Source organism: Anabaena sp. PCC 7108 (genome assembly GCF_000332135.1).
Taxonomy (GTDB): domain Bacteria; phylum Cyanobacteriota; class Cyanobacteriia; order Cyanobacteriales; family Nostocaceae; genus Anabaena.
Genome location: NZ_KB235895.1, coordinates 89261 through 116256, shown reverse-complemented (window position 1 = coordinate 116256; position 26996 = coordinate 89261). Strand labels below are relative to the sequence as shown.

Sequence of the window (26996 nt, the reverse complement as noted above, 5' to 3'; positions counted from 1 at the left end):
AAATAGGATTTATCTGGCTGCCTTTTTTGATAACTTAAACCAAGTTGAAAAGAATAAACTACAGAAAAATTGTGAATTACAAAATCAAGATCATGATTTATGGAAAACAATCCGCAAAACGAATTTATCAAAGTTAACCGGATTTTAGGTAAACAAGCCAGCATCGGACCAATACCAGCAGAGCAACTTGTCCCTTGGATTGCCATCATCATAGTTTCCTACATCATTACTAATGGGTTACTCAGTTTAGGAATGGGTTGGTTTTTCGCCACATCATTCTGGCTCATTGTCAGTTGGTGGATTTTAACCGGCAACCAACCCCATCAATTCCTAGATAGATGGCGTAAACCACCCGGAAACGAATGGTATAACTGCAACAACATTTACATTTCCCCATTACCAGAAAACCGTCCAGCTTGGGTACGTCGTCGCTACAGTGATTCACAAATCAACGTCAGGTTTAAACCCCTAATTGTACCAAATCAGTATGGAGGTAAAAGTAGATTTATGCCCTTCCAAAATGAAGTCAATATCTGCTGTATTGCAGAAATTAAAAAAGATGACCGACAAGTTGCTGCCCTATTATTAGAACAAGGAAAATCACAATATCAACTAGTATTTGGTTTTCACATTGCTGGACTGCACAACATCTTACATGAAAGTGAAGTTAGTGAATTTGCTCATGCCATTGCAGAGGGGATGAAAGATTTACCAATTGGAGAACGCATCACTTTTTGTACAGGCTGCTATAGTGATGATACTCAACGCCAAACCCAACTTAATGCTTTGGCAAATGATTGTCACCTCAAACCCATTTCCGTTCTTATTCGCAACGAACAACTGCGAATAGAAGAATTGAAAAATGCAGGTACACGCCAACAGTGGCAGCAAATAGCCTTTTGTACCTGGACCAGTGATCAACAAGGTAGTTCCCAGCAAAAAGATTTTGTCGGTAGTGTGATTGAAAAATGCCGCAATCTTGGCACTTGGGTAGTAGAATCAATCACAGGCAATAAACGCATATACCAAGAAACATTCTTCAAAAAGCTATTACTGCAAGGCTTTCAACAGGGATTTATTCAATGGGAAGTGTTACTAAATACTAAAATTGGCTTAGAAGTCACACCTTGTAGCGCAGGTGATTTATGGCAATGGTTGTGGAATAGATTTAACGAAGGTGTTGCACCTGCCATTCCCCAAGTTATCACCTTAGAAGAAACCGAAACGGGACTACAACTCACAGAAACTGTAACCACAGACAAACATATTTGCACCTTACTAATTGAAGGTACACAAGGGCGCTCTGCAAGTCCAGAACATCGCGGAGATCATGACCGAGTTTATCTCATAGGCAAGGGTAAAGTCTGCGGTGTGATGACAATGACAGACCCGCCACTAGGTTGGACAAATACCCAAGAACAACTCAAATGGGTGTGGAAAATACTGTCTTCCAGCTATGTCCATGATACAGAAGCATGGGTGGAAATCAGCCGTGGTAACGACTTTTTGATTCAAGACAACTTAGCCCGTCAAGCAAAGCAGTCTAAAGTCGCCCGTACCGTAGCAATTACTAAAGGGCAGGGACGTGATATTGGTGCAGAAATCAAACAAGAAGAATCATTTGAAGCACAACGGCGGTTGTACGAAGGTACAAAAGCCTTACATTGTGCGCCAGTCTTTTTAGTATACCGTCATAGTGCCGAGGAATTAACTCATGCTTGCAATCTACTGGCTAACAGTTTTGAAACCGCCAAGGTACTGAGAGAACGGAATATTGCTTGGGAAATATGGTTACAAACTTTACCTATCACCTGCAAACGCTTATTACATGATGGTAATTTGAGTGAGCGCCGCTTAACACTTGATACCCAGACAATTGCTGGATTGATGCCTCTGACCATTCCTAAAGATATTGATCAGCAAGGTGTAGAGTTTTTAACTAGCCGTGGTGGTAAACCCATTTACGTAGATTTATTTCATCAACAAATCGGACGGGCTTTAATTACAGGTACTTCTGGCTCAGGCAAGAGTGTTTTGGGGTGGCGATTTGCCCAAGAAGCCTTAGTGAACAATATTCCCGTAGTCGGTATGGATATTTCCGCAGGTGGTAACAGCACTTTTAAAACAGCGATTGAATTACTGGGTGAACAAGGTGCATATTATGACATTTCTAGTGGCAGTAGTAATCTGCTAGAACCACCGGACTTACGTAGGTTTGACAAGCCAGAACGGGAACGACGGATGGAATCTTGGAAGGATTTTATACGTAAAGCTTTGGTAGCTATTGCAATGGGTAAAGTTGAAAATCCCCACCTGTCCCAACGAGTTGATGCAATGCTAGTCAAGGCTTTGGATGTGTTTCTCAAAGACGCAGATATGATTGCTCGTTATAACCGCGCATTTTCCAGGGGTTGGCTTTCCGCAGAATGGCAAGAAATCCCCACGTTGCCGGATTTTGTCAAGTTTTGCACCAGAGAACGCCTTAATCTGCGTTCATTTGAAGAGATTGACCGCCAAGCACTGAATCAAATCCAAAATCAGGTGAGTGCATTACTGGCATCGAGGTTAGGGAAAGCGATTCCTACGGAGCGCTTCGCTATCGCCCGTCCCAGTACATTTTCCCCTGAACCAGCGATTAAATTCTTTGCCTTGAGTGGATTAACTAACGAACAAGATGCGTATTTGATGGCGATTAATGCCCATACTGCTTGCATTCGTAATGCTTTATCCCATCCTAAAAGTTTGTTTATTGGTGATGAGCTTTCAGTGCTTTTACGTAAAGATGGTTTTGCTCAAGTCATCGGTGAAACTTGTGCTACAGGACGCAAGGAAGGTATTGCAGTTTTACTACTATCTCAAGACCCAGACACCATTTGTGATTGTGCAACAGGTTCTCAAATCATGCAAAACATGACTTACCGAATCACTGGACGGATTACCAGTACAGGAGTTACTTCTTTTCAACGTTATCTGGGTTATCCTGCCCAGATTATTAGCCAGAATGCAACTGAGGCATTTTTACCACGGATTAGCGACCTTTATTCTTGTTGGCTTGTAGAAACAGGGGGCAGATTTTGGCGTAGTCGTTTTTACCCAGGGGAAATGATGTTGGCCAGTGTTGCTAATAACCAAAATGAGCGAGAAGCAAGATCACGGGTAATGGCACAGTATCCACCAACAGCAAAAGGTAGACTGTTAGGACTCAAAGCCTTTGCAGATGCATATATCTTAGCTTTGAAGGAAAATAAAGGTTTTCAACATATTGGACAGGATGTATCTACTGTGAATACATCGCATTCTCGATTTAATTCTGGTGAACAGGCTGAAAATCGTTCTTTAATTGCTAGTTAAAAACGAAGTATAGCAGCAGCTATGAATACTTATAAGTAGGTGGGCATAAATATTTATCGTTGAGACAAGGCAGGAGGCAGAGGGCAGGAGGCAGAAGGGAAGAGGTTTTTGGGCAAATTTACATTTCGTTGCATACTTTGGTTTTTTAGTGTCTACCTACTTATCGTTTCCGGGTGTATCGGTATTATTCATCAGGGCAGGCAAAAGGCACTTTTGCAACAGGCAAGAGTTCAGAATTACATCCCATCTTGTCTGTATTATTTTTTGAATCTTTACTTGTGAATTCTCTCTGTTTGCGATTGTTTCATCATTCGGAATTGATATTACATCAAAATTTTTGAACCATAAAGTGAGCCTAAGTTTTCAATTCACAACCTAAAAATTTTTGAACCATAAAGTGAGCCTAAGTTTTCAATTCACAACCTAAAAATTTTTGAACCATAAAGTGAGCCTAAGTTCTCAATTCACAACCTAAAAATTTTTGCATCATAAAGTGAGCCTAAGTTCTCACTAAGTAAAATCCTGAACGATTAGGTGTTTTCAATCTAAAATCTAAAATCTAAAATCCCAAAAAGTGTTAGCTAAAGGAATTTTGATTATGAAACTGAAATGGATGTCAATTCAATTCATTACCATGATTTTAGTGTTGGGTATTAGTTCACTTAATAAACCAACTTTAGCTGCTACTCAGCCTAACAACACATCAAACAACAATGCAGTTAACGGCAATAGTATTTTGGTGGAAAATACTGAAAACCAGATTAATAACTTCATTGGAGATGTAACAAACTTTGTCCAAGATGACTTGTTCAGTCCCATAACCGATTTGATTAACTCGACAATTGGCGCATTCCAAATTCCCGATATTTCTAAATTGTGGAATCAGATTTTGGGTGGTTCAGCCAGTACAAGCCCTGGTTCTATATTGTCTGAAATTTTGGAGAATAAAACCAATGGTCAAAGTTCTTATGGTATTCGAGAAGATATGGGCAAGAATACTACTAGAAATGTTGTGACTGAAATTGCTAATCAAGCAAGTTTAGGAGAAACAGCCCAAACTCAAATGGCTCAAATTAAGGAAGCTACTCGACAAGACACTCAAGCAATTATCAATTTAGGAGAAGAGTCCCAAAGCTTGGATGTCACCCAACAGATTTTACAAAACTTGTCTCAACAAACAGCCCTCAATAGTCAAATTAATGAACGAATATTTAAAGAAGCACAGCAAGCAAGAGTTGACCGGGCATTAAACAATACTTTGATTACTCAAACAGCTAAAGAACTTGCAGCTATCAATACTGCTGACCGACGTAAAAGTATAGCCGCTGGTAATGCCATGACTCAACAAGCTGGATTACTGATGATGCCTGGTGGCGTGACTTTGGGCGACGATAATTAACTTTAAAATCAAAATTCAGCAAGAATCTTAATCATTGAGATAAAAATTTTAAAAATCCGGCTCTTGCGTTGTTTTTATGGTGATTGAGGATTGATTATAACAAAACCCTTGCCCCGTAAGGGTTATAAACAATTATGCCCATATTTTTAATGAAATGCCCACACAATAAGGCTTTCAATGGTTTTAAACCAGGTTTTCCATAAAAAGAACCGAAGAACCAAAAATCCTACTGCGGATAAATTTTCAAAGCAGTTACAGCAGTTTTCATGTATTTAGACCACACCCTAAACAACCAATCTATTTTTTCTTTTGTGCCTACTCTGCGAGAAGCCGCTCCCTCTCACAGCTACTTTGTGTCTACCCTGCCGGTGTCTATGGGCGAAACTTTCATTAAAGTGTGGTTCATTTACCTGAAAATAGCTGTAAATAATTTGAGCAAAGCAACGTTCAATTTTAGCAGCTAAAGCTTTTGAAAAGTATGATGTACTTTATCGCTCAATCATTTCCTGTTACTGGTGGAGAAACTCAAGCTTTAGATATTGTCTCCAGTGCTTTAGAACTATCTCGTGCCACAGTTGAATCTTGGAATTTAGTTTGGCAAGTTACCCTAGACCCCTCATCTAGTTTATGGTACGGCTTAATTCGATTGGGTATCACCTTGGGAGCGGCCAGTATCTTGTTTGTGACACTAACAACGGGGAAGGAAATTATTGAAAAACAATCTTGGTCGGAATTAGCAGCTATTTTTGTCTGGCCACTCGTAATTATGATATTTCTTGGTGGTAATGGCAATTTTTTAGCCAAAACCATTTTTCTTATCCGAGGCTTTGCTTATAACCAAGTACAAAATGTGCTAGAAATTCAAGTTAGTGAATTAACATTCAAGGCTGCGATTTCTAATGTAACTATTAGCAGTATTGCCAGACAACAGCTAGAAAATCTTTACAGTGAATGTCAGGGACAAGTTGGAGGGGATTTAATTGAATGCTGGGATTCAAAGCAAGAACAAGCAAAAGCAATTGTTACCGAAGCTGAAGAGAAAGCTAAATCTGCACTTCAACCACTACGAGATTTTGCTAAATTTCTTTGGGAACGCACATTGCCCGGTCAGATTGGTACTGCTATTCAATTTGTGAATGATCCTGGCAGTGTATTTCGAGATACTGCTATTCCCATTATTCGCTTAATACTTTATGCCCTACAATGGGGATTTGTAAACATTTTAGAAGCAGCATTATTGCTAACTGCTTTATTTGCACCAATCGCAGTTGGTTTATCACTTTTACCATTGCAAGGTCGTCCTATTTGGGCTTGGTTAACTGGGTTTATTTCTCTGTTTGGTGTCCAACTTGGATACAACATTTTGGTGGGTTTAACAGCCGTTGTCCTGGTCAAATCAGGTGCAGCATTAGCATCTGATGTGGCTTTCATGTTTTTCTTGAGTATCTTTGCGCCAATTTTGGCAATGCTAATAGCTGGAGGTGGGGGAATGGCAATTTATAACGGCATTTCTGCTAATGTCAAAGGTTTAATTGATATTCTTAGTAGTGCTATTGGTACAGCAACTAGTGTTGCTTTGATCCGCAGGGTTTAAGGTATATCCAAAAAAATACCGCATTTTTTTTATATCTCACTCAACTGCACACCGTCCTATTGAACTGAGATAGCTATGAAAATCAAACGACTGCAATCACCACTGCTGCCGGAATCCAAAAATTTATTAGCTATTTGTTTTCTGTGTTTAACGGCATTCAATAGTCTGATATTTCTGTTAATCCTATTCACTGCTTTTAGGGTCAATAAAATTGCTGAACGCAAGACTACCTTTGCTCAATTATTGAATGGCGAAACAATTTATATTTCCGAACAAGACCGCAATTGGCGCTATCCAGGAGTGATTCAAAAAGTAGTTAGTGATTGGACAACTCTAACATTTAATTGGGATGATAAACTCACTGATACTAATCAACTAGACCAAGGTGTTCAAGTTGGTAAAAAAGGGCGCATTCCTACAACAGCTTGGTTTGCTTCTCTACTACTAGAACCAAAATTCGCCCAAGCTTCTTTACCTAAGATTGCTGAATTAGTTCCTACTAGTGTTTTTACAGGACAGCTTCGCAGTACAACTATTATTTCCTATCTATCAGAACCGAGAGCAATAAGACTAGGAGAATGGGAAATAGATATGGTTGCTACTCGCATTTTAGTTGACCGCACCACTGGTAGAGATGAGCGTATTTCTTTCAACCGCACATTTACAGTCCAAGCAGTGGAAATTCCCCGTTCTCCATTAGGAAAAGATGCCCCATTGGTAGAACAGAAAATTTACGAAATGCGCTCGTCTGGATTGCAAATTATCAGAATGGTTGAGTTTAATCCTCAGCAGCGACGTTAAAGATCATGGATTTAAAAAGGAAAAAGGTAGAATCATGGACAATTCAAATCAAAATCACTCAAATCAAAACCACGAATTTGACTCCTACGAAAATTCTGCTAATTATTCCCTAGAGTCCCATACTAATAACGGTAATTATCGTTCTAGCCAAACTGCTGTACAAGACGAAGATATCAGTCCTGAAGACGAGCAAAGACTGGCGGGGTATAATCCTACTGCAAATCAACTTATTTCTCAAGAATATCGCTTAAAACAAGATCAAGAAGCAGCAGTAGAACGACCGTTAGCAGAAAAACCTGGTGTCCGTCTAGTGTCGGTAATTGCTTTGGTGGGAGTGGTTATTGCTTCTGGTTCAACCCTCTGGTTTGGATTTCTGCAACCCAAACCTCCTGCTAAACAAGCGGCGAAAACCGCTAATCCTTCTCCCAGTAGTACCCGTAGTGAACCAGTTTTAGATGAGTCTGCTGAACTCAAAAGCAGATTAGCATTTCAAGACCAACAGCAACAACTTAAAGTAGAAAAAGTAGAACCAGTTCCTACTAAATCTCCTAGTCAAACATCACAAGCTAAAACACAACCGACACCACCACCAGTTCGTACAGTACAGCAGCAGACTGTTCCACCGCGCACTACTGCTGTCAGAGTTACAGAACCAGCACCTGTAGTTAGACGGTATTCTTCCCCACTTGTAAATTCTCCTGTAAGTTATACACCTCCACAAACAATTCAGCAATCAGTAGAAAAACCTGAAAGTAATGCTGATGCTTTACAACAATGGAACCAATTAGCCGGTTTGGGACAGTCACAAATTAGTAACTCAACTCTGTCAACTCAGGAAAAACCGACAGCATCGACAGCAAGTAATCAAACTCTCAAAACTTTAAAATCAAGTACACCCACTCCCCAAGAGGCTGAACTGCGAACAGTTTTAGTTGGCTCTAAAAGTGTTGATACTCAAGCTGATTTAACTCCCGGTATGGTGGGTATCCTCAACCGTACCTCTGCAAATTTAGTCAATTCCAATGCCGCAAATACTAAAGATGTAGCACTGGGTACTTCTGTGTCAGCTAAAGTGATTATGCCGATGATTTGGGATGAAGGTGGTAAAAATCCCAATGACCGCTTTGCTGTGGAATTAACCAAACCTCTCAAAGCCACAGATGGCACAGAGGCACTTCCTATTGGTACTGTTATCGTCGCTAAAACCACAGCAGTGGGTAAAAAGAATAATTTAGTATCAGCTACTGCGATCGCTCTGGTTTATCCTGACTCCCAAGGTACAGTTAAACAGGAAACGATACCAGCTAGTACGCTATTAATTCGGGGTGACAATAAGCGTCCATTAATTGCTCAAAAGCTGCATGATGCAGGGTCAGATATTGCCAAACAAGATTTATTAGTGGGATTACTCAGTAGTTTAGGAAGAGTGGGTAGTATAGTTAATCAACCCCGAACTCAATCTAGCACTATTGTTTCTGGTGGTAATTTTAATCAAAGTACCGTTACTACTAATTCTGACCCGCAGATATGGGCTGCTGCATTGGAAGGATTTTTTAGTCCAGTAAGTGAGCGGCTGTCGAGACGGTCTGACCAAGCAGTGCAGGAATTATTACAACGTCCTAATATTCAATTTTTACCTGAAGGTACGGAAGTCTCCGTTGTTGTCAATAATTTTTTGAAAGTTGCCCGGTAAGTAGTAAGACAAAATTAATTACACAAATTTTGACCTAAAACTTTTATCCAGCCTGAAATCTAATGTGTAAGTATTTCTATCCGATTACTTCAACTAATTGCACCCACAAAAGTGTGAGTTTCCCGCATACCAGGTAAGTACCTGAGCAAAATTGATTGCAGATTTTTTTAAAACAGAAATCTCTGTATTCTTCTCCTGTTAAGAGTTCCCTCTCCTCAATATGAAATTTATTTTGCACGAGTACTTATTTTTATGAAACAATTTACTACTTTTATCATCACTACTAGCGCATTATTGCTGGGGATAACAGCACCTATTGTTCAGGCACAAACACCTGCTTATCGCTTTATTGACAGGGATATAGCTGCAAAAACGAGAATTCAGGTTCAAGTTACACCAGGACTGGCTACACCTATCAGCTTTAGTCAAACCAACGAAGCGATAGTTTATATTTTAGTAGCAGATCCTTCACGATTGGTCTACACCACAGATACGGATTTAAAAAGCGGACAAGCTACAACTATCTTTTTAAGAGCAATCCAACCTCTAAAGTTTCCAGGGTCTACCACTACTGCTATCACTAACTTACTTGTTCAAACTGTAGATTCTCAAGGACAAAAGCGACTCTACAATTTTGACATCATTCCCCAGCGCAAAAAACCTGGGTATGTCGGTATTCAAATTGCTAATGCAATTCCTGGACAGCAAAAATTATTAATAGATGAAAATCGTCAAGTTACAGTTGATGATATTGAAACTGGGCTAAAAATTGCTATAAAACGTGGTTATACCAATAGCAATGACCCTATTGTTCCTAAAGTCCGACAACTTTTAGCTTTGTTACGCACTAATAAAGTTACTATTTCTGAAGCAGCTAAATCTGTTGATGTGCCACTAGAAGTAATTTTAGAATTAGGGAAAATGGCAATTCATCAACGCTATTGCCAAAAGCTTATTCCTGGTTGTTAACTTCAATGTAAAATCAATCAAATCTCCCTTGTAGAAATTTATTGCTAAGTTTTAGGTAAGATAGTTGGGTGAAAATTTGGAAGTAGGAGTAAAGTTTTTTGTACTGTAGTAATCCCTATTCCTTCCGTTGATAAAAATTTAGATAAATTACATATACTCTCATCTAGCATTGCTTGCTTAACTCGTTTAATGTATGTTTTACCTAAACCAGTTAATTCTACAATTTCTCTTTCCGATAGTGATGAAAAAGTAATTTTTAGGTTACTAAAGATATCATCAGGTGCATTAGGATCGTACATATATATCTCGATAGGCAATTCACATTGACTCAAATACTTATTCATAATTTCCAAAGATTCGTTTTGGTGAATTCCTCCGTTTTGTGTACCAAGCAGCGGAAACGCAATGGAAGTTATCTCTTTTTCTCTATAGGTATTAACAAATTTTTGTAAGCCCAATTCTAGAAACTCTAATTTTGATGGTTTCTTCCAGTGCTGTTTGGTTGGGAAATTCAAAACCCAACGATGGTCATCTTTATACAGCCACAACTTGCCAATTTCCATCGAGCTTTGCTTACAAATATCCACATAACGCGCATACATTTCTGGATATCTCAAGCGAAACTCTAATGCAATACCTGCACCCATTACCCCAACACAGTTAACGGTGTTTACCAGTGTTTGACAATTTGACGTAAATAAATTGCCCTTAATAATTTTGAGGCTCATTTGTATAAATTAACCATTTTTGACCGTTTTCTTGAAACCTGACACTCATCCGAGTATTAGGTTTATATTGTAACTGGAGATGACGAGATGAACTAATATTCATAGATTCTCCAAGGTTAATTCTTGAAATGTCTCTGAACGGTGAAATAATTTCTCTATTAAATGGAGGCTCTTCTGTAAAACTTAGAATTAATTCCCCATTGATATTTCCATATTTATCGTAATTATCAATTTGGACATCAATAAAATTTCCCTTATCCTTGATTGATATATAAGGATTATCATGATAAAATAAACTACCCTCACCAACTATTTCCCGTTCTTTAAATACTCGACTAGCATATTGTGAGTCTGTACCGATGAGGTTTAACAAAGTTTCTTTATCTTGAGTTGTTCGACAAATAATGCTTATATCTTCTAAATTCAACTCAGTAAAATCGAGGTAATTATGAATGATAAATTCTTGTTGAGATGCTCTCAAAAAAGTCTCTTTACCCACTTCCAGTGTAGAGTAGACATGAGCAAAATCAAAACATTGCTCCAAAAAAGTTGTACTGTTACCATAATGAGAGCCTGAAGCCGCAAGATTGCCACTACTAATACCACATTTGCTACCTTGTGTTTCTAGAATTCGCTTCAGATTGAAACAGAAGAAAATGGGGACTGGACAAAGAGCATAAATGTTTCCTCTTCGTTTGCCCAATCCCTCATTGTGCCATTGAGTTGGAGTTTTTGGACGTAGATAGAACCGGGCGAAATTTTTCACATCATTACTGGTGCGAGCTATGAGAGTTGCACCTGCTGAATCATTAAAATTTCGACAAAGATTCCTTGCTAGTAATTTCTCATTTGTGAGAATTGAAACAGCATTTTCAATATGGGTAAAGTGGTATATATATCCTTTCCAAGAGGAATACTGATTATTAAGTCCTGCTTGTAGCTTAAGTGTAAAGTCTTCTAATTCTTCTGGCGTTCTATTTAAAGAAAAATCATTTCTTGTACAATTAGTATGGATTTCAAACAAAGGATCATAATCTTTTGTTTCTAGTTCATTTTCAGGAATTTCATTGATATTTATCGGTGGTAAACTTTCTCCTCTTTCAATGATAATTAGTACCATAAGCTCAAGTATGTCTATTATCCGTTTATCATTGGCAAACCAATAAAGCTGCCGATTAGCATATAAACTAGATGCTATTTCTTCTCGTTTCTCTCCTTGCAAGAGGTAGATATATACTGCTTTCCGTTGCTCTTCAGTTGTTGCTTCTAGCGCCCATCTAATAATTTCGTCTTTAGAAATACTATCTCTTCTTGAACGACAAGCATAGAATAAATGTAAAGCAGTATCTTTATACTCAGGGTGAAGAATACGGCTATCTGGTGCAAAATCAACTAACAATTTTTCTTCAATAACAGGGGAATTACTGATTAATAATTGCTGGCATGGTAAATAACTACCAGATTGAGATATGAAGTGAACTGTCTCTAAAAAACTCTGAAATTCAGTGAGTTCAGAAGCTACACTAAAGGTATTAAAAAAATCTTTGGAAATGAGACTACCAATATATCTGGCAGAGGATACTCCCACTCTTGGTTGACTATTTCCTATTTCATTTTTTAAGATATCAAGTAATCGTAAGTCACTGATAGTATAACGTTGTTTAATAAAATCTTCCCCTAATAGTTTCTTAACTTCTTCCCATTTCTCACGGGCAATCAGGTTATCCTGATACTTTTCCTGAAAACCAGCCCAGTTAGCAACTTGTAAAAAAGTGTTTTGTTCTGAGAGTTTACCTGTTACTTTGTAGTTAATATTATCAAGTGAGATAAGTTGACGGTGACGACCATATAAACCACTAGGTAAAGATTGACAACGAGTGATGAGATAACCCATAGTGCGATTATCACCTGCCAACATACAACGGATAATATCAATTCCTTCACTTGGGTCTTTTTGCTGCCAACGAACTGCTAACTCCTCCCATAAGAAGTTCCAAAACTCATATTTATCAACATTTGTAAAACCAAAAGCTTCTGTCAACCCCTGCCAATTATCTTCACTAGCACGGAAAAGATAGTCAAGAACTTCTCCTAAATTTTTTCCTATATTTTGTGCTAACTCACGATTACGAACTGAAGATTTTACTAAACTTTCTCGTCCTGTCGTAATGTCAAAGTCAGCATTTAATACAAAATCTAGAAATAGTTTTTCTCTTGTCGGTGCTGTCACCCAAAAAGTTGAAATATTTTTAGGTAAAGCATTATAAAGGCGACCGTTTTGCTCAATAATACCTAAAACCAAAGTAGCCGTTGTTTCGCCGCTGCTTTTTAGGCATAGTAGTGTCGAATCTTGAGTATCATCGGTAGTTTTATATTTACCTGTTTCGACTCCTGAAATATTCAAAACAGCAGCAGGATGCCAAGATAAACTAATTTTTTTATGGTGATGATCAACAAAAGTACAAGTTTTGATGGCTTTGGAAAAAATTAACAGAATATAGGCTACAGATTGAAAGTCCTGAAGTACCTTTTTCCAAGTTACATCCTCTTCAAGAGTTAATTCCACTATTGTGGCATCGGCTAAACCAGTATAGCTTTTGAAATCGCCTCTAAGTTCACTAGCTTTCTGCGGATTTAATCGTGATGGTATAAGTCCACCTTCAACGGTAAAACCTAAATTTTTACTGAGTACGTAAGGTCTTCTAGAAGCAAGGTAGACACTCTTAAATCCTAAACCAAATTTACCTGTTACCCCCTCTCCTTTATCAGAAATATTGAAAGTCAACATCTTCTCTAAGTCACGATCAAATCCTTTATCACGATATTGCTTTTCCGGGTATTCAGGATGTTGAAAGCAACCAATTGGTCTACCTGCATGAATAAATTGAATTTTATTGTCATCAAATTTGATAATAAATTCTTTTCTTCTTTCATCTAACTGTCCTTGTGATGACATTCCTCTCCACTCAATTACTGCATCATCGGCATTTTGAAATAACTCAAAGGGAATACTTTGGCATCGGTAGCCATGTAAATTTATCTTATCTCTCACAGATGCTAATAATTGCTCTCTTACCTGCTCACTTTCCGAAGATTCAGCTTCTAGTAAATTTGAGAGTTGAGAAATAAGATCCTCAATTTTTTGATCAATATTCTCTACAGACCGATTTTCCTGCTTTAATTCTGCTCTCTGGTGGCGACAGTCATCCCAACTTGTTAAAAGGTTTTTAACCATAGGAATGCGTTCATGTGCGCCTAGCATTCTCATTACATAAGGCGCACCTTCTAGTAAAAAGTTTTTTGCTACTTGAATATCAAGTTGATCAGACTCTAGTAAATCTTTCCAAATTTGATTTAGTGATGAGGGCGTTACTTCATAGACTTGTTTTAGGAATATTTTTGTAGATTTCTCTAGAAGATTGACTAACTCTGATGGAATAAACTGCTGAGGTTGAATAGGTAATAATTCTAGTTCTGTGACATCAGATGCAAGTTTGCTAACAAAAAGATGGGGAGGATTTGGGGTATTTACAAGACTGGCTTTAAAAGTACCCCCCATAATAGATTGTACTTCTCTAGTGCGATCGCTTGCCTGACCTATATAAATACGAAAGGAACGATTTTGTATGGGTTGATCTTCAAATAATCTTTGACGCAAGTTTTCTAAGTTTCGTTTACCTAAATAAAGATTAGCAATATCTTTAACGCTTCCTTCACTACCACATAATAAACTTAAAAACGCACCAATTGGTTCATGAGGACAATACTGTTCCCAAGCTCGAAAATAATTTTGTAGAACATTAAAGTTTGTTGCGTCTATTGCTGCTTGAGAATGTGGTAACTGAGGTAGTAAATCATTGGTTTGCACATTATTTAAATAAGAGTGCATAATTACTTCTTGATCACTGTTAAGAAGATAAGAATCATCAATATTTTCTCTATTTCCCCAAGTTAATTCATAAGGTATCTGCCACTGTTCCCGACGGTTAAGTAAGCGAATTTTCTCTAGGATTTGTGGAAAAATATCATAATGAACTGCTAATGTTAAATAACTATTAAAAACATTAATTATGCTTTGATTAGGTTGAGCATTTAAAGCAAACAAAGTTTGAAGAATTTTAATTAATTTTTGTTCATTAAGTTTACCTAATAAATTAGGCAATAAATATTTTTCAAATTGGTCTTGATTAAGTTTTTGAGCAAAATTCCAAACTGGGAGAAAACTAACATCAATATTGTTAAATACTTGCAATATTTCATCTAACGGAAACTCATCATTTTCAAATTCTCCCAGTTGATAATCATCTGCTGCTTGTAAAAGTATCCCAATTTCTGATAGAGCTTTATCTTCAATTACAAATAATTCTTTCGTTAACCATTGCCAACAACTATCATGATTCCGATTTTGCTGATTTAATTGTGAAGATGCTATATAAGAACTAGAAACTGTTAGTAACAATTCTTCAATTTCTACTTCTACAGATGGGTAATGAAGAACATTTTCTGGGTAAACAGCATTTCCATCTATATCCACAAGCCAAGGTTTTGTTTTTAGATATTGGATATTATTGTTAGTGAGTCTTGAATTGACATTAGTAAATAAACTGCTTAAAGCATCAAGAATGATATCAAGATATAAATGAGGTTGAGACTGATTAAGAATAAAATCAATTACATTATTTTCATCCCAACGAGAAAATAGCTTTTTAACGATTTTTAAACTATCATGATTTTGGATGTTTTCAGAGAGAAGTGATACTTCTGTATATTCACATTCACTGATTTCAACTAATGTAGATAAATGTTTATTAATTCCTTTGGGTATAATTTCAATTACTTGCTTTGGAGAAATTAGGCTATCATCTATAATTAGCCATGTTTCTGTTTTTACTAATGTTTCTAATGTTGGGTTTTTAGAAATATCTATATCTGCCAATGCGTCTAAAATTACTAAGCAGAAATTACGCCAATGGGTAAGTGACTTTTGGGGATGATAAAAAACTTTTTCAATTATATCCTGTGCATTCCAATAATTAAATAATTTTTTTACCCAACCGTATGCTTGATTATTTTTTATCCAATTAGGCAGAGAATTTTCAGTGTATTTGCTATTATCTAAAGTGGAAATTATTTGTTGATGTTTTACTAACTTTATCGGTAATTTGATTATATCTCTTGGTTGTATTGCCTTATTATCTACATTTACCAACCAATGAATATTTTTTAGTTCACTTTCCCATTTATCTTTTTCTGATGCAGACAATTGTTCTATAGCATTTAAAATTAAATCACAATATTTATCAGGATTAGGAAGATTTAAAATTGTGGATATTGCTTCATCAGCCGTCCAAACTGGAATCCAATCTTGGTTTATTTCTTGTCTATTTTGACGAATTAGCACAATATATTCTTTCAGGCGTTCATCCAGAGTAAAATCTGGATTTTCTAAATATATTTGTCCTGTTTTAATACCAATTAGCTTTCCATTAACTGTTTCATGAAGTTGTAGAGCTTTCCATAAATCTTGATTACTAGGCCATTGGCTAATGTAGCGCAATAGTTCATATCTCTCGGATTGTTCTAGCAAATTACCATCTACACAGTCTGCTCCTAACTCACGAATTAAATCTACAACTTCTTCAGACTGTAATAATTTAATTCCTAATATTTGGCTTTTAGCTGAAGGAATATGTTCAACAAGCAGTGGATCAATTAATCGCCAATCTTCACCTCGTCTTTGTAAAACTTGTTGTCCTACTTTTTGCCATACTGTACTTTCTTGCGAAGTGATATACAAAGGAGTTGTAATATCCTCGTATTTTTCTTGATTTCCATGCAATAAATAACGTAATTGATTAGACATAATTAATTAACTCCTTTAATAAATTGGCTCTTTGTGTTGAATTAGCTAAATCTGGTTTTGTAGCTAAAAGCTGTAAGCAACTTTGAGAATCAAATTTAGGGATAGCTTTAAAAGCACTAGTTTTTCCTAAAATTATAGAAATTTTTGGTTCTATGAAAATTAAATTACATTCAGGTAATGCTGCTTTTACAGCAGTAGCAATAGCTGTTTCATAGTCTCTTTTATCACCTCGAAATAGGAAATATTTTTGCTTGAATTGCTGTAAACCTAAGTATGAGTAAATATAGGTTTTATCGTGTTGATGATTGTAACCAAAGAATAATGGCAGATTTGACACAAGATTTAAAACAATCTCTAGTGAATTAGTCTGCTCAAGAATTTGCTCAACAATTACTTTAGCTACTTTCTGGGTAGTTTCTGCTGTCAATAATTGACTAAGACGAGTTAAAAGAGATTTGACTTGTTCATTGCTCAAAGAACCACTACTAGCAGCAGAGGTTGGCTCAAATAATTCATAAATTAATAGTGGCTGCTCAATATCTAGCTGATATAATTCGCTTAAAACAAGTTGTATAGCTTGTTCATTAAAGGTAACTTGTTTAAGTTTCCACCTTTTTTCAGGATGAATTAATGCAATTATCTTTTTAAGAGCTTCATGAAATTGCTCTTGTTGAAGCTTTTTAATGCCAATGGTTATAAATACTTCTCTAATTAGATTTATTAAGCAGGTTTGAATTTGAGATTGTCCAATAATTTTTTTATTCTGGATTAAAAAATTTACAAAGAAGTTGACATTTGTAGCTTGAGTAAAAAGTAGATTTAAATCTAACGATTTTAAGAAATCAATAATTTCTTGTTCCTGCCAATCTAAAGATGTTTCATTTGATAGAAGATTGGGTTTTCCCGTGTGAATTAAATAATGATTTTCTGCTAAATCGCGTAATGCCGGGAAGATTTCCCAATTAGGGGGAATACTAGGCAGCGATTTCACATTGGCATTGATTGGAATGAGTTCCCAAGCACTACGAGATGGTTTAATTCTAAACACCCACTGATATTCGCTACAAATACTCTGTTTATATACTTTGCTTTTGAATAAGTGTGAACGAGAAAATGCTTGAGCAACGTTAGATATATCTTGAGTAGATAAACTATGAATTTTAGTAAAATTCTCAAGAGCAGGAAGCAAAAGTTTTAAAGTTCCTTTAGTAGCCAGCAAATAATTCCACTGAGCTATCATTTCATCTTCATTCGTAGGAGTTTTTTGGATAAATCCACCAGTGCGGATTTTTTGTAATCCTTCAATATATTTTCTGCCAGAATCAAGGAAGAAATAACCATGTAGAAAAACTGTATAATCTTGCTCACCTTCACAATCAATTACTTCATAGGCTTCTTGTTCTGCTCCTTCTGGACTAGAATCATCACTTGCTAAAGGTAGAAAAACCGACCATTGTAGTGTTAATTTCGCTTTATTTCTATTGTTTGGAGATTGCTTGGTAAAAACAACGGCACAATGAGGAATTGATTTATCAGGTATACTTTCTGATTCTGCTGACTCATTAATTGATACTCTTTTTGTCCAATAAGATGACTGTTGTAAATCATCCCAAAAACTATTGGATACGCTTTCTGGATTTTGACCTAGTAGTAATGAAAAGTCATTAGCTGGTAAAATTCGTTCTTTTCCTGCAAACCGGATTCCTGTTGCATCTGCACTAATAATAATTTTACCTTGCAAATCGTGTTCATCTGGCTGGATTATTTCATTTTGTGAATTGGGATAAATGCAACGTTCACAGGGATTATGGCTATCTAAACCCACAGAAAATTGTGGCTGAAGAGAACCACCATCTTTTTCTAACCAATATCTAACATTTCTAATATGACGTAGCAATGGTAATAATTGCCCAATCCTCATTTTCATATCTTCAGGTAGATTGGATTCCACTGACTTGGCATCATTATAATAGTTAGCCAAAATACAACGTTCATCTGCCATTTGCTGACGCAGTGGTATCCATAACAGAAAGTAACTGGATTGAGATTTTACTAAGTTTTGTCGAATCAAGTAATCTTCTATAATCTGCCTATCTTCAGCACAAATTTCCCCCCATTCTGGACGCTTAGAATCGAATCCATCATAATTAGCCCAAGGATTAATAAATTCACCACAGCCTTCTTGAATATCATGAGAACGAGCGATATAAAAGAAGGCTTCACAAAAGTGAAAAATACTCTTTTGTCCCAGTCCAAATTTCCCAATTTTACCTTTATCTTTGGCATTAGCATCAATACCAAAGCAAGATATAGCTTCTCTGTCAGATTTACTAAATGTCCCATCATTGAGGAAAAATAGCGCAGGTATCTTTAATAGGGGATGCTGAACTGAATTTCCCAGTTCTTTGACTATGCCAAATTCTAAGGTTGTGGCGCGTCCATCATTAGCATTTTGAATTATTTCTTTAATGATAGGAAACCCTTGCTTATATCTCTCCCGTAATAGGCTTTTGATGTTATTAACAATTGTTCCGGGTGGAATTTGATAACCTGCCATAATTAATACTTTTGCTGTGGTTGTAAATGGTCAACAATATTTAATGTCTATCTTGACTTGCTAGATTCTTGACTTGCTAGATTACTGAGGGGATGTAATAATCTTTATTTTTCCTCCAAAAAGGGCTTGAAATAAGAAACTTCAATTGTTAGAACTTTGACGGTTAACAAGTTTTGGCTTAGGAACTGGTTTAGGTATTAGGTATAATTATCAGCGTGTAATTTTCAACAGCTTCAGTAATTGGCTTTACTTCTTCTGTAACAGAATAATCATATTTAATTGTAGTTGTAAACACTTTCGTGCGTTATTTTCATTGCTAATTAGATAAATACTGTAATGAAACTTCAGTAAACAGCTAAACACTACCCATTTTGTTAAGTATAAATACGGTTGCTATGGTGAGTTAGTCTAACTCTGTCTCTTGGTGTCAAGTAAATACTAAACTCCTAAACGTACCAACTATAGCGGCTTTGCATATTTCATACTCCATCGTCAGATAAGCTGTGTTAAGCAGCATTACTAAGTGTAAATACTAGATTGTATTGGTTTATAAATTTAACAAAGATTTACATTGCATCTGTGATTGATTACAGAAAACTATAACAGGGTCTTGGAAAAAGGCTATTCCATCATTCTTAGCTCTCTTTTATCAGGATTGGATAAATTAACGAATTTTAAAGGTTACAGCCTAGTAAAAATGAAGGTTTCACCCCAGACAAAAGAGGGTTAGTCAGGTTTCACTGTCTTGAACTATATCTGCTGAAATATTACATTTTTTATCACATAAGTAAAAATTGTCACTTTTACTTGATTAAATAGCTTTATATTAAACAGTTATATTGATAGTCATTAATACAACCCATGCCAGCAGGTAGTTAGGAAGTATCCTTTCTACCCAATTCACACTGCTAACTTTGCCAACACAGCGAAACAATGACAGATACCTTAACCCCCACCCCAGGCTCTATAGTCAGTTGTCGCAGTCGGCAATGGGTAGTGCTGCCAGATGAAAATCAAGACCTGATCCGTCTCCGTCCTCTCAGTGGTCACGAAGAGGAAATGGTAGGGATTTATCGGCAGCTAAATTTAGAAAATCTAGCACCTGCAACCTTTCCCCTGCCTACTGCTGACAGTATTAAAGACCACACAGCAGCCGTGTTATTAATGGATGCAGCCCGGCATTTGTTACGGAGTGGGGCGGGTCCTTTTCGCTGCTTGGGTCGGTTGTCATTGCGTCCTCGTCCTTATCAGCTAGTTCCCCTGTTGATGGCACTGCGATTAGAAACAGTGAGATTATTGATTGCTGATGATGTGGGTATTGGTAAAACCATTGAAGCTGGTTTAATTGCCCGTGAGTTGTTAGATAGAGGCGAAGTGAGACGGATAGCGGTTTTATGTCCTCCTCACTTATGTGAGCAATGGCAGCAAGAATTAAGAGAAAAATTCCATATTGATGCGGTGGTAGTCCGTTCTGGTACAGCTTCCAAGTTAGAACGGGCAATACCTAACGGTTCTCATGTATTTAGTTATTATCGCCACATAATTGTTAGTCTGGACTATGCTAAGGCAGAACGCCGTAAAGCTAGTTTTATTACCCACTGTCCAGATTTTGTCATTGTGGATGAAGCACATACTTGTACCCGTTCTGGCAGTAAGGGTACATCCCAACAGCAACGACATCAATTAATTCAGCAGATTGCCCAAAAACAAAACCGCCACTTATTATTACTTTCGGCTACTCCCCATAGTGGAATTGAAGAATCTTTCCTGTCATTGTTAGGGTTACTCCAGCCAGAGTTTGAAAATTTAACGTTGGACAAACTGACAGAACCAGAACGAGATACATTAGCCAGTCATTTTATCCAACGACGACGGGCAGATGTGAAACTATGGTTAGGGAATGAAACGCCGTTTCCTGAACGCAAGTCAGACGAAGAACCCTACAAGTTATCCAAGGAATATAAACAGCTTTTTGAAGAAGTTTATAACTTTGCACGGGGTTTAGTCAAAACTACTACCGCAGAAATGAGCCATGCCCAACGCCGGGGGCGATATTGGTCGGCATTGGCATTAATTCGTTGTGTGATGTCTTCTCCGGCTGCGGCTGTGGCCACATTAAGCCGTCAAGTTAGTAAATCCAGTGACGAGAGTTTGCTGACTGATTTGGACGAAGATTTGATGAGTTCTTATGTTTATGATCCCACAGACCAGGAACAAGCTGTAGATGCTGCTCCCACTGTGGTAATAGAACAGGGAAAGCAAAGTTATGGGGATGCAGATAAACGCAAACTGCGGACTTTTATCCAATCTGCGGCAGAGTTACAGGGGAATAAAGACCAAAAATTACAAACTTGTATTAATTATATTCAATCCCTACTGGCAAATAATTACAACCCGATTATCTGGTGTCGCTACATTGCTACAGCTAATTATTTGGCAAATGCCCTGAAACAGAAATTAGAAAAGAAAAGTGGTGAGCAGCGCGGTGGGCGGGTTTCCCGACTTGAAGCGACTGCGAACCCGCAGGGTCAAATTCGGGTGATTGCCATTACAGGGGAACAGTCGGAAGATGAACGAGAAATTAGATTAAATGAGTTGAAATCCTATCCTCAAAGGGTGCTGGTTGCTACTGACTGTTTGAGTGAAGGGGTAAATTTACAGTCTCATTTTAGTGCGGTGATTCACTATGATTTACCTTGGAATCCTAACAGATTAGAACAACGAGAAGGACGCATTGACCGCTATGGACAGGTAGCAACTCAGGTAAAAAGTTGTTTACTCTATGGTCAGGATAATCCCGTAGATGGGGCAGTTTTAGAAGTGTTAATTCGTAAGGCAGTACAAATACATAAAACATTGGGTATTACTGTTCCTGTCCCAATGGATAGCACTACTGTTTCTGAAGCGGTGTTTAAATCTTTATTTGATAAGAGTACGGACGCGCAGCAGTTGTCATTATTGGATTTATTAGATGAGGGAGAATCAGCCGTTGAACAGGTGCATAAACAATGGGATAAGGCTGTAGAACGGGAAAAAACCAGCCGGACTCGCTTTGCACAAAAGGCAATTAAACCGACAGAAGTAGAACAGGAATTGATGGAATCTGATCAAATTATCGGTAGTGAAGAGGATGTATTCAGGTTTGTGAAAAATGCTTGTGCAAAGTTAAATTGTGCCTTGATTGAGAAAAAACAAGGATGGTTATTACCGTCAATTCCTAATTTTTTACAACCCACTTTAGGGAATGAAAAACGGTTAATTACTTTTACCACACCTGCACCGTTTGGGGTGGAATATGTAGGACGGAATCATCCTTTGGTGGAGGGTTTGGCGCGTCATATTATCGAAGAAGCTTTGGTTAATTCCCCAGAGCCTTTGGCGGCTAGGTGCGGGTTTACAACTACGGATACTGTAACTAAACGGACAACTTTATTGTTGTTAAGATTGCGACATTTGTTGACACAAAAAGTTAGTAGTCGGGCTTTAGCTCAAGGTGGGGATACGCTCAAGCGTAATCATCAACTGTTAGGAGAAGAATGTGCGGTAGTGGGATTTACCGGACCGCCCTCAAATCCGATGTGGTTAACACCAGAAGAAGCAAAAGCATTGTTAGAACAAGCTAACCCGGTGGCTGATGCTCCTGCGGGGCTGAAAAAACAGGAGGTAGAAGAGTTGTTGAATCGGTTAGATGAGTTGCAAACAGATTTAGAACTATTTGCCAAAGAGCGATCGCACTCCTTATCCCAATCCCATCAGCGTGTACGGGCAATTACTCAGGAGGGCAAGGTTCAGGTAATACCACAATTACCGATGGATTTGTTAGGTGTGTATATCTTACAGCCAGCAAAACCTAAGAATAGTTCGTAATTTTTGTCTGATATGGCTTGCGCTATCAGACAACAAAAACCTCAACACTAACTAACATCCTGTAAATCCTTAAATCCTGGACATCCTGATTCAGAAAAATATTATGATTGGCGTACAATTTGAAGGCAACTTACTCGCAGCAGATATTACAACCGAACTATTAACCGGTAATATTAAAGGACAAACACCAGCGGATTTTGGCTTACCTAAATCTGATAAATTAGAAGATGAAATTGCGATCGCTTGGGGTGATGCAAAAGCCTATTGGGCATCTTTTCAACGCCAATTAAATAGGCTGGATGCGGAAGATACAGCCACCAGTATCACCCGTGAAATGGCTGTGTTGCTGTTAAAAAGTCTGGGATATACCCCCGTATATACCGCTAAAGCTGAGGTGGTAGAAGGGCAAACCTACGCCATTTCCCATCGTGCTGTATCACAACCAGACTCTTCAATTACGAATTACGAATTACCAATTACGAATTATCCCCCCATTCATATTATTGGTTGTCGGTTGGATATTGATAAACGTCCTCCCAGTGGGACTCCTCGGTTATCAGCACATGGGTTAGTACAGGAATATCTTAACAAGACAGAGCATCTTTGGGCGATCGCAACTAATGGTTTTCGCTGGCGGTTATTACGCGACTCTTCCCTAATGACTCGCCTTACTTATATCGAATTTGACTTAGAGCAGATTCTCAACGGTGAGAACTTTGCCGAATTTGGCTTATTTTATCGGCTTTTCCATCGTTCTCGTTTACCGGAAACTGCGGATGATGCGGATAAATGCCTATTGGAATATTACCATCAAGAAAGTCTGCAACAAGGGGGAAGAGTCCGGGAGAGACTGCGCGACGGGGTAGAAAATGCCTTGATACAGCTTGGAAATGGCTTTATTCAACATCATTCATCAGATCCCCGACTTCTTTCAGATCCCGGACTTCTTGGAGAAGTCCGGGATCTAAGGTATTACCGACAATTATTAAGATTAATCTACCGTTTATTATTCTTAATGGTGGCTGAATCTCGCAACTTATTATTAATTGGAGAAGATACAGAAAAAGCGAGAATTTATCTTGAATATTACAGTATTGAACGGTTGAGAGAATTAGCAGAACGTCCCCGCTATCGTCGGGAAGGATTTCAAGATATTTGGCAAGGTTTACGGGTGACATTTAAGTTATTTGATGAAAATTGGCGCGGACGAATATTAGGATTATCGCCTTTAAACGGTGATTTATTTGGTTCGCAAACCTTGACAGATTTAGATGATTGTGGTATTGATAATTATGATTTATTAACTGCCATTCGTTGTTTATCCTTGTATGAGGATAAAGGACAAATCCGCCGGGTAAATTATGCGGCTTTGGATGTAGAAGAATTGGGAAGTGTCTATGAAAGTTTATTAGATTTTCACCCCCAAATTAAACAAAATCAAGGCATATATGAATTTAAATTAGTATTTGGAAGTGATAGAAAAACCACAGGTTCTTATTACACACCTCCCCAACTTGTCCAACAGTTAATTAAGACAGCATTAGAACCAGTTATTGAGGAGAAATTGAAGAACCTAACCCCCCAACCCCCTTCCCTACAAGGGAATAGGGAGTATGAAATACAAGGAAATGGAGAGAATTTCTTACCCCCCTCTCCTACCAGGAGAGGGGCTGGGGGAGAGGTCATTTCCGCCCAAGAACAAGCGTTATTAAGTTTAAAAGTTATAGATCCTGCTTGTGGTTCTGGACATTTTTTATTAGCAGCAGCAAGACGCATAGGAAAGGAATTAGCGAAGGTGAGAACAGGGGAATCTCAACCAGCACCCGAACCTTTACGTCAAGCGGTGCGTGATGTGATTCAAAACTGTATTTATGGCGTAGATTTGAACCCTTTAGCGGTAGATTTGTGTAAGGTGGCTTTATGGATTGAAGGTTTTGCGACTGGTAAACCTTTGAACTTTTTAGATCATCGGATAAAATGTGGTAATTCTCTTGTTGGTGTTTTGGATTTAGATTGTTTAGATGCAGGTATTCCTGATGATGCTTTTAAAGCGGTGACAGGTGATGATAAGAAATTAGCCACTGATTTTAAAAAGCGGAATAAAAAAGAACGGGAAACCCAAGGACAATTATCTATTTTTGAAACTGCTGCTGATGATAGTTACATCTTTGCAAAGTTATGGCAAGAATTAGCGGACTTTTCCGAAAATACACCCCAGGAAGTTAAAGAAAAAGAGAGAAAATATCAAGATAATCTTTTAGATAATCATTGGTGGTTAAAATATGTAGCTTGTAATTTATGGACTTCGGCATTTTTTAGACCATTAACTGAACATAATTTACAGTTATTACCCACAACAGAAACTTTAAATCGGTTAAAACGGGAAACTGTCCAAAAGGTTCTTAATTCAGATTCTAATTACGTTAGCGAAGCTCTCCCGAAGGGAGCATTACGAGTTACTAATTACGAATTACAAGGGTTAATTGAAGCTGCGAATGATTTAGCAAAGGAAAAGTATTTCTTTCATTGGCCTTTAGAGTTTCCTGAAGTTTTTGAAGATAGAGGTTTTAGTTGTGTTTTAGGTAATCCTCCTTGGGAGAGAATTAAGTTACAAGAAAAGGAGTTTTTCGCTTCTCGTAATTTGGATATTGCGAACGCACAAAATAAAGCAGCGCGGGAAAAGTTGATTAAGGAGTTACCAAAGCAAAATCCAGCTTTAGCGCAAGCTTTTGAAGATGCTAAACATGATGCGGAAGCACAGAGTAAGTTTATTCGGGAAGGGGGGAGATTTCCTTTAACTGCTGTGGGAGATATTAATACTTATACTGTGTTTGCGGAAACCACCAGGAATTTAATTAATAATAATGGAAGAGTTGGGGTAATTGTTCCTACAGGTATCGCAACTGATGATACTTGTAAAAAGTTTTTTGGGGATTTAATTCAAAAGCAGAATTTAGCAAGTTTGTATGATTTTGAAAATCGAGGACATTTATTTACAGCTTTACATACAAAGACTAGATTTTGTATTCTGCATATTTCTAAGCAGGTGAATAATATTATTTACTTTTCTTTTATGTCGAAGCAAGTTAAGGAATTAACTGATACAGAAAAAATCATTGTTTTATCTTCAAAAGATATTAATTTGATTAATCCCAATACTGGAACTTGTCCTATTTTTAGAAGTAATGCAGATGCAGAATTAACCAAGAAAATATATCAGCGTGTACCTGTTTTAGAAAATGAGAAAACCGGAATTAACCCTTGGGGTATTTCATTTATGGCTATGTTTCACATGGCTAATGATAGCGGGTTATTTAAAAATCAATCAGGTAAAGATTTAGTACCACTTTATGAGGCTAAAATGTTTTATGTATATAATCATCGGCACAGTTTTTACACAGAAGAAATGCGGAAAAGTCAACAAACAGATTTTAGGGAGATAGAATTATCTACAATAGATAACTTACAAGATCCAACTTTTGTTGTTCAACCTCGCTATTGGGTGAATCATTTTGAAGTTGAAAATAAATTAGATAATTGGCAAAAAAAATGGCTTTTATGTTTTAGACGTATTAGTAACACTACTAATGAACGTACAGCCATTTTTAGCCTAGCCCCTAAAATCGCATTTGGTGATAGTGTATTTATAATGCTTCCAACAATAAATAATTCACATTTAATATCATGTTTATATGGATGCTTAAATAGTTTAGTTTTTGATTTTGTAACTCGTCAAAAAATGGGAGGTAATAATTTAAGCTTCTTCATAGTCAAACAACTTCCCGTTATTCCCCCAGAAAAATACAACGAAAAAGACATCGAATATATCACCCCCCGCGTCCTGGAATTAGTGTACACATCCTGGGATATGCAACCCTTCGCGCAAGACATGGGATACAACGGAGAACCATTTATTTGGAATCCCAACAAACGCGCCTTAATTCGAGCGGAATTAGACGCATATTACGCCAAACTTTACCAACTCACCCGCGATGAACTACGATATATTTTAGATCCTGCTGAAGTCTATGGTGCAGATTTTCCCAGTGAAACATTTAGAGTATTAAAGAACAACGAAATCAAACAATTTGGGGAATATAGAACCCAAAGATTAGTATTAGAAGCCTGGGATAGGATGTAATTTGTAATTAATTGTCAGATATGGCTAACGCCT

At 37.4% G+C, this 26996-nt stretch carries 11 protein-coding genes; 8 read left to right on the top strand and 3 right to left on the bottom strand.

Annotation, left to right across the window (positions count from 1 at the left end; all coding sequences use genetic code 11):
- Positions 1 to 99: 99 nt before the first annotated feature.
- The 6 genes from ANA7108_RS0100500 (at position 100) to ANA7108_RS0100475 (ending at position 9807) form a co-directional block, all read left to right on the top strand.
- Positions 100 to 3351 carry a hypothetical protein gene (locus ANA7108_RS0100500; RefSeq protein ID WP_016948789.1) on the top strand — a complete coding sequence of 1084 codons (3252 nt, stop codon included), beginning with the start codon at positions 100 to 102 and terminating at the stop codon, positions 3349 to 3351.
- 598 nt (positions 3352 to 3949) lie between these two features.
- Positions 3950 to 4750 (top strand): hypothetical protein, encoded by an 801-nt coding sequence (locus ANA7108_RS0100495; RefSeq protein ID WP_042490043.1) that lies wholly within the window; start codon positions 3950 to 3952, stop codon positions 4748 to 4750.
- Positions 4751 to 5228: 478 nt separating this feature from the next.
- On the top strand, positions 5229 to 6344 hold the full coding sequence (locus ANA7108_RS0100490; RefSeq protein WP_042490019.1) for a hypothetical protein: 1116 nt from the start codon (positions 5229 to 5231) through the stop codon (positions 6342 to 6344).
- 75 nt (positions 6345 to 6419) lie between these two features.
- Positions 6420 to 7145, top strand: a complete 726-nt coding sequence (locus tag ANA7108_RS0100485) for a hypothetical protein (RefSeq protein ID WP_016948786.1) — start codon at positions 6420 to 6422, stop codon at positions 7143 to 7145.
- A gap of 34 nt (positions 7146 to 7179) precedes the next feature.
- Positions 7180 to 8838 carry a TrbI/VirB10 family protein gene (locus ANA7108_RS0100480; protein ID WP_016948785.1) on the top strand — a complete coding sequence of 553 codons (1659 nt, stop codon included), beginning with the start codon at positions 7180 to 7182 and terminating at the stop codon, positions 8836 to 8838.
- A 252-nt stretch (positions 8839 to 9090) separates the two neighbouring features.
- On the top strand, positions 9091 to 9807 hold the full coding sequence (locus ANA7108_RS0100475; protein WP_016948784.1) for a hypothetical protein: 717 nt from the start codon (positions 9091 to 9093) through the stop codon (positions 9805 to 9807).
- A gap of 44 nt (positions 9808 to 9851) precedes the next feature.
- On the opposite strand, the gene ANA7108_RS0100470 is transcribed toward ANA7108_RS0100475, so the two are convergent.
- Genes ANA7108_RS0100470 through ANA7108_RS0100460 form a run of 3 tightly spaced genes read right to left on the bottom strand, consistent with a single transcriptional unit; the run spans position 9852 to position 18955 of the window.
- Positions 9852 to 10535: a macro domain-containing protein gene (locus ANA7108_RS0100470; protein WP_016948783.1), complete on the bottom strand. Its 684-nt coding sequence runs from the start codon at positions 10533 to 10535 to the stop codon at positions 9852 to 9854.
- Positions 10516 to 16398, bottom strand: coding sequence for a DarT ssDNA thymidine ADP-ribosyltransferase family protein (locus ANA7108_RS0100465; protein WP_016948782.1), 5883 nt, complete (start codon positions 16396 to 16398; stop codon positions 10516 to 10518). The genes ANA7108_RS0100470 and ANA7108_RS0100465 overlap by 20 nt, the downstream gene beginning before the upstream one ends.
- The gene (locus tag ANA7108_RS0100460; protein WP_016948781.1) at positions 16391 to 18955 is read right to left on the bottom strand and encodes a sacsin N-terminal ATP-binding-like domain-containing protein; all 2565 of its coding nucleotides are present in this window, start codon (positions 18953 to 18955) and stop codon (positions 16391 to 16393) included. Before ANA7108_RS0100460 ends, ANA7108_RS0100465 begins: the two co-directional genes overlap by 8 nt.
- A gap of 933 nt (positions 18956 to 19888) precedes the next feature.
- On the opposite strand from ANA7108_RS0100460, the gene ANA7108_RS0100455 reads away from it, so the two are divergent.
- Together ANA7108_RS0100455 and ANA7108_RS0100450 are read left to right on the top strand one after the other, a co-directional pair.
- Complete coding sequence (locus tag ANA7108_RS0100455; RefSeq protein WP_016948780.1) at positions 19889 to 22822, top strand: helicase-related protein; 2934 nt, start codon at positions 19889 to 19891, stop codon at positions 22820 to 22822.
- A gap of 103 nt (positions 22823 to 22925) precedes the next feature.
- On the top strand, positions 22926 to 26963 hold the full coding sequence (locus ANA7108_RS0100450) for an N-6 DNA methylase (RefSeq protein WP_016948779.1): 4038 nt from the start codon (positions 22926 to 22928) through the stop codon (positions 26961 to 26963).
- Positions 26964 to 26996 lie beyond the last annotated feature (33 nt).

What these genes read in the sequence shown, in the direction of transcription:
- ANA7108_RS0100475 (WP_016948784.1), top strand. Translation starts at nt 9,091, where the DNA reads ATGAAACAATTTACTACTTTTATCATCACTACTAGCGCATTATTGCTG.
- ANA7108_RS0100455 (WP_016948780.1), top strand. Translation starts at nt 19,889, where the DNA reads ATGACAGATACCTTAACCCCCACCCCAGGCTCTATAGTCAGTTGTCGC.
- ANA7108_RS0100490 (WP_042490019.1), top strand. Translation starts at nt 5,229, where the DNA reads ATGATGTACTTTATCGCTCAATCATTTCCTGTTACTGGTGGAGAAACT.
- ANA7108_RS0100465 (WP_016948782.1), bottom strand. Translation starts at nt 16,398, where the DNA reads ATGTCTAATCAATTACGTTATTTATTGCATGGAAATCAAGAAAAATAC.
- ANA7108_RS0100480 (WP_016948785.1), top strand. Translation starts at nt 7,180, where the DNA reads ATGGACAATTCAAATCAAAATCACTCAAATCAAAACCACGAATTTGAC.
- ANA7108_RS0100450 (WP_016948779.1), top strand. Translation starts at nt 22,926, where the DNA reads ATGATTGGCGTACAATTTGAAGGCAACTTACTCGCAGCAGATATTACA.
- ANA7108_RS0100495 (WP_042490043.1), top strand. Translation starts at nt 3,950, where the DNA reads ATGAAACTGAAATGGATGTCAATTCAATTCATTACCATGATTTTAGTG.
- ANA7108_RS0100470 (WP_016948783.1), bottom strand. Translation starts at nt 10,535, where the DNA reads ATGAGCCTCAAAATTATTAAGGGCAATTTATTTACGTCAAATTGTCAA.
- ANA7108_RS0100460 (WP_016948781.1), bottom strand. Translation starts at nt 18,955, where the DNA reads ATGGCAGGTTATCAAATTCCACCCGGAACAATTGTTAATAACATCAAA.
- ANA7108_RS0100485 (WP_016948786.1), top strand. Translation starts at nt 6,420, where the DNA reads ATGAAAATCAAACGACTGCAATCACCACTGCTGCCGGAATCCAAAAAT.
- ANA7108_RS0100500 (WP_016948789.1), top strand. Translation starts at nt 100, where the DNA reads ATGGAAAACAATCCGCAAAACGAATTTATCAAAGTTAACCGGATTTTA.